General features: G+C 72.8%; 3 protein-coding genes. 1 reads left to right on the forward strand and 2 read right to left on the reverse strand.

Translation table 11 applies throughout. The annotated features are described in order from the left end of the window. Positions 1-745: glycosyl hydrolase 2 galactose-binding domain-containing protein (locus PROKR_RS18050; RefSeq protein ID WP_036965380.1), on the reverse strand; the 745-nt coding region annotated here is incomplete at its 3' end. A 224-nt stretch (positions 746-969) separates the two neighbouring features. Between PROKR_RS18050 and PROKR_RS18055 the strand changes: the two genes are divergently transcribed. Next, positions 970-3399 carry a X2-like carbohydrate binding domain-containing protein gene (locus tag PROKR_RS18055; protein ID WP_036965382.1) on the forward strand — a complete coding sequence of 810 codons (2430 nt, stop codon included), beginning with the start codon at positions 970-972 and terminating at the stop codon, positions 3397-3399. 59 nt (positions 3400-3458) lie between these two features. On the opposite strand, the gene PROKR_RS18060 is transcribed toward PROKR_RS18055, so the two are convergent. Then, the coding region (locus tag PROKR_RS18060; RefSeq protein WP_036965384.1) for an alpha-galactosidase at positions 3459-4887 on the reverse strand (1429 nt) is incomplete at its 5' end.

Consider the following 4887-nt stretch of genomic DNA (forward strand, 5'->3'; position numbering starts at 1 on the left):
GCCGCGCCGACGTCTCCGCGGCGGGCACGACGACGCTCCGGGTCACGCCGCCCACGTCCACGACCAGCTCGGCGTCGCGCGCCGTCGTCGTCCGTTCGAGCTCGACGCCCACCTCGACGAGGCCGCGCCAGCCGGCGGCGCTCTGCTCGGCGCGCACCTCCACGCGGGTCTCGGCGAGCCGCGCGACCGACCACGACTCGATGCGCACCGGGCGCCAGATGCCGGCGGTGACCAGGGTGGGGCCCCAGTCCCAGCCGAAGTTGCAGGCCATCTTGCGGATGTGCGCCGACGGCGAGTCGAACGCGCGCCGCGCGTCGTCGTCCAGGGCGTCGAAGGGCCCCCAGGGTGAGTCGAACACCACGGCGACGTCGGCGGCGTCGGCCGAGCCCAGGGGCACCCGGTACGAGCGGAACATGTTGCGGGTGCGCAGGCGCTCGACGCCGTCCACGAGCACCGTGGCGAGCGTGTCCAGCCCGTCGAGCACGAGATCGGTGCGCTCGGCCGGCGTCGTGGCAGGCAGCGTCGCCTGGTAGCGCCAGCCCGAGCGGCCGATCCACGGCGTCAGCAGCTCGTTGCGGTCGAGGTACGGGTCCTCGATGAGGCCGGCGGCGAGCAGGTCGGTGTGGACCGTGCCGGGCACCGTGGCGGGTACGGGGAGCTGGGCGAGGACCGCGGCATCGGCGTCGGCCGCAGCCGTCTCGACGTGCAGGGTCCAGGGTCCGGGCGCGGCGGTGCGCGTGAGCATGAGAGCCACCAGGGGTGTCGGAGCGGGCGGAGCGAGACGAGCGTCCAAGAGTTTCTTTCCGTTGTCAAGCAACTGCGTCCGGACCCTTGCGCACGGGGGCTGGGCTGTGGTTATTTGATCGCGTCAAGAAATGACGGGACCCGCCAGGCCCCGTCGCGCGCTGGAACAGTGCCGTTCCGCACGTCGCCACTGCGCATCCTCGTAAAGGATGGAGAGCACCTTCCATGACAAGCCCCCGACGCCTGCTCCGGCAGGCGCTGTGCGGACTCGCCGCCGTCGGCCTCCTGGTCGCCGGCACCGCCGGCCCTGCGAGCGCCGCGGACCCGGCGCCCACTCCCCCGCCGCTCGTGCCCCGCGTCGAGCCCGGCGACCTCGCCACGGCGCCGTACATGGGCTGGAGCAGCTTCAGCATGCAGGTCTACAGCGGTGACGGCCGCTGGATCGACGCCGACCAGCTCATCGCCCAGTCCGACGCCATGCACACCAAGCTGCAGCGTTTCGGCTACGACCGCATCAACGTCGACGCGGGCTGGAACGACGGATTCGACGAGTTCGGCCGGCCCAAGCCCAGCACCTCGCTGTACCCGGACGGCCTGCAGGCCGTGATCGACCACGTGCATGACAACGGGCAGAAGTTCGGGCTGTACTTCATCCCGGGCATCGGCCCGGAGGTGTACGAGGCCGACCTGCCGGTGTGGAACGCGCCGGGCTGCACCACGGGCGACATCGTCAAGCAGCCGCTCACCAAGGCCGACTACTGGGGCATCGGCTGGGCGCTCGACTTCGACAACCCCTGCACCACCAAGTACATCGACTCCATCGGCGCTCTGCTGGGCGACTGGGGCGTGGACTTCGTCAAGTTCGACAGCGTGACCCCGGGCTCCGGCATCGGCGACCTGTCGCTCGACGCCCGCCGCGACGTGGCGGCCTGGTCGGACGCGCTGCACAGCCGCGACATCTGGTTCGAGCTGTCCTGGGCGCTCGACCCGCGCTACGCCGACTACTGGCGCGAGAAGGCCGACGGATGGCGCCTCGACTGGGACGTCGAGTGCTACTGCGAGAACGAGGCCCTGACGACCTGGCCCAACATCGCGCGCCTGTTCCCCAAGGCCGAGCAGTGGTGGCGGTACACCGGCCCGGGCGGGTTCGGCGACCTCGACTCGCTGAACGTGGGCAACGGCCGCATGGACGGCCTGACGCAGGACGAGCGCCGCACGGCGACCAGCCTCTGGGCCATCTCCGCGGCCCCGATGTACACCGGTAACGACCTCACGCAGCTCGACACGTTCGGGCTCGGCCTGCTGACCAACGAGGAGGTCATCGCGATCAACCAGGCCGCGATCCCGGCGCGGCCGGTCTCGACCGCCGGCAAGCGGCAGGTCTGGTACTCGCTGCAGGACGACGGCAGCTACGTCGTCGGGCTGTTCAACCTCGGCTCGACCGACGCCGACGTCACGGCGCGCTGGGCGGACCTCGGGCTCGGCGACGGCCGGCACAGGGTGCGCGACGTGTGGGCGAAGAAGAACCTCGGCTCCTTCACGGACGGGTTCACGGCCACCGACGTGCCGCCGCACGGCGTGCGCCTGCTGCGCGTGACGCCCGCCGGCGCCGCCGCGTCGACGGTGAACGACGACGCCATCCAGGTCGGCTACGGCGGCGACTGGGCGCGCAACGGCAACGAGGAGGTCGCGGCGACGTCGCAGGACCTCGCCGTCACGGTGGTGCCCGACGGCGACGAGGCGCCCGCCCCGGGCGACACCGGCAAGCGGGTCGCGGAGCTGAACGACGACGCGTCCGAGATCTCGTACTCCGGGAGCTGGAGCCACAGCACCGGCCGCGGCCTGGGCGACCACGAGGACGACGTGCACTGGACCGAGAAGGACGGCGACGCCTTCGAGCTGACCTTCCGGGGCACGGGCGTGTCCTACGTGACCGAGCGCGACGAGTCGCAGGGCGAGGTCGCGGTCTACCTGGACGGCGAGCTCGTCGACACGGTCGACGCGTCGTTGCCGGCCGGGACGCCGCGCGAGAGCCAGGCGGTCGTGTGGTCCGCGACGGACCTCGAGAACGGCGAGCACACGCTGCGCATGGAGAAGAAGAACGGCCGGTTCATGCTGCTGGACCGGGTCGACGTCGAGCAGGAGAACCTCGTCACGCCGAACGCGATCGTGGTGCCCGACGAGCGGGCCGGGGCGACGAGCGTCGAGCTCGGCCGCGACCCCGGCGAGCTCACGGCGATCCGGCACGGCGACACGGTGCTGCGCCAGGGCACCGACTGGACCGCCGACGGGCAGTCGGTCGTGCTGTCGGCGGAGTTCCTGACGACCCTGCCCGCGGGCGACACGGCGCTGATCTTCGCGTTCCGGGGTGACGGCGGCGACGACGTGCACGCCGCGCGCGGCGAGGCGTGGACCGATCTCACGTTCACCGGCACCGGTGTCACGTGGATCGCGCCGACGGCGCCCGACCAGGGCCCCGTGCACGTCTACGTCGACGGCGTGCTCAAGAAGACGGTCGACACGAGCACCGCCGCGCGCCGCACCCAGCAGGAGCTGTTCTCGGTCTCCGGCCTCAAGCGCGGCAGCCACCGCATCGTGGTGGTGAACGGGTCCGACGCCCCGGTCCGGAGCGACGGCTTCCGCTTCACGCGCTGACCCACGACGTGTCAGACGCTCAGCCCCCTCGGAGGGGGCTGAGCGTCTGACACGCGTGCTCACGCGGCGGTGAGCTCCAGCACCAGGCCCGACGCCGGCTGCAGCACCGGCAGCGTCACCCCGGCCGACGCCAGGACGGCGCCCGGCACCCGGAAGCCACCGGCGCGCCGGGCCTGGTCGAGCCACGCGGGCTCGCGGCCGTGCACGGCGGTGGGGCCGAACGCGTCCGGCACCCGCACCACGTAGTCCCGGTCCCGGTCCAGGCCCGGGAAAGTCACCCGGGCCACCTGCGGCCCCGCCGAGCTGGCCAGCCGCACCCACGCGAACAACGCGCGGGTACGGTCCTCGGACACCGTGCCGTGCAGCAGCGTCTGCTCGTCGGCGAGGTCGGCGTGCACGCGCACGCCCCCGTGCAGCAGGTCCCGCCGGGACTTCACGAACGCGGCCCACTGGGTGAGCCGCACCATCTCGTCCTCGGTGCAGCCCGTGATGTCCCACTCGATCCCCGGCGCCGCGAACGCCGCCGTCACCAGCCGGAACGACAGGTCGGTGACCCGGTTCGTGGTGTGTGCCCGTGCCGCGCCGACGTGCGAGCCCAGCAGCTCCGGCGGCAGGAGCACCTCGCTCCAGCGCTGGATCTGCTGGCGCTCCACGGGGTCGTTGCAGTCCGAGGTCCACACCCGCTCGGTGCGGTCCAGGATGCCGAGGTCCATGCGCCCGCCGCCCGCCGAGCAGCTCTCGATCTCCAGCGCCGGGTGCCGCTCGTGCAGCTCGTCGAGCAGGGCGTACAGCGCCAGCGTCTGCCGCCGCACCCCCGGCCGGTCCCCGGCGGCGCCGCCGCGGATCACGGCCTCGAGCAGGTCCCGGTTGTGGTCCCACTTGATGTAGTCGATGCCGTAGCGCTCCACGAGCGCCGAGATCGCGTCCAGCAGGTAGGCGTACGCGTCAGGGTGGGCGACGTTCAGCACGTACTGGTTGCGGAAGCTCGTGCCGACCCCGGCCGACGGCGCCAGCAGCCACTCGGGGTGCTCGCGGGCCAGGTCGGAGTCGAGGCTGACCATCTCGGGCTCGAACCACAGCCCGAACTCCATGCCCGCCGCGCGCACCCGCGAGACGAACGGGTCGAGCCCGTCGGGCCAGACGGCGGTCTCGACCTGCCAGTCGCCGAGGCCCGCCGTGTCGTCGCGGCGCCCGCGGAACCAGCCGTCGTCGAGCACGATGCGCTCCACGCCCACCCGGGCGGCGCGGTCCACGAGCTCGGTCAGGCGGCCCAGGTCGTGGTCGAAGTAGACGGCCTCCCACGTGTTGAGCACGAGCGGCTGCGGGCGCCGCCGCGGACGGCGCGCGCGGGTGCGGCGGTGGAACCGGTCGGCGATGCCGTCCAGCCCCGCGTCCGACCAGGCGAACAGCACGTCGGGGGTCGTGTAGCTCTCCCCAGCGGCCAACCGCACCTCGCCGGCGCGCAGTAGCTCGCCGCCGCCGAGCACG

Source organism: Promicromonospora kroppenstedtii DSM 19349 (genome assembly GCF_000515355.1).
Classification (GTDB): Bacteria; Actinomycetota; Actinomycetes; order Actinomycetales; family Cellulomonadaceae; genus Promicromonospora; species Promicromonospora kroppenstedtii.

Coding starts and splice junctions, on each gene's coding strand:
- PROKR_RS18055 (WP_036965382.1), top strand. CDS start 970: ATGACAAGCCCCCGACGCCTGCTCCGGCAGGCGCTGTGCGGACTCGCC.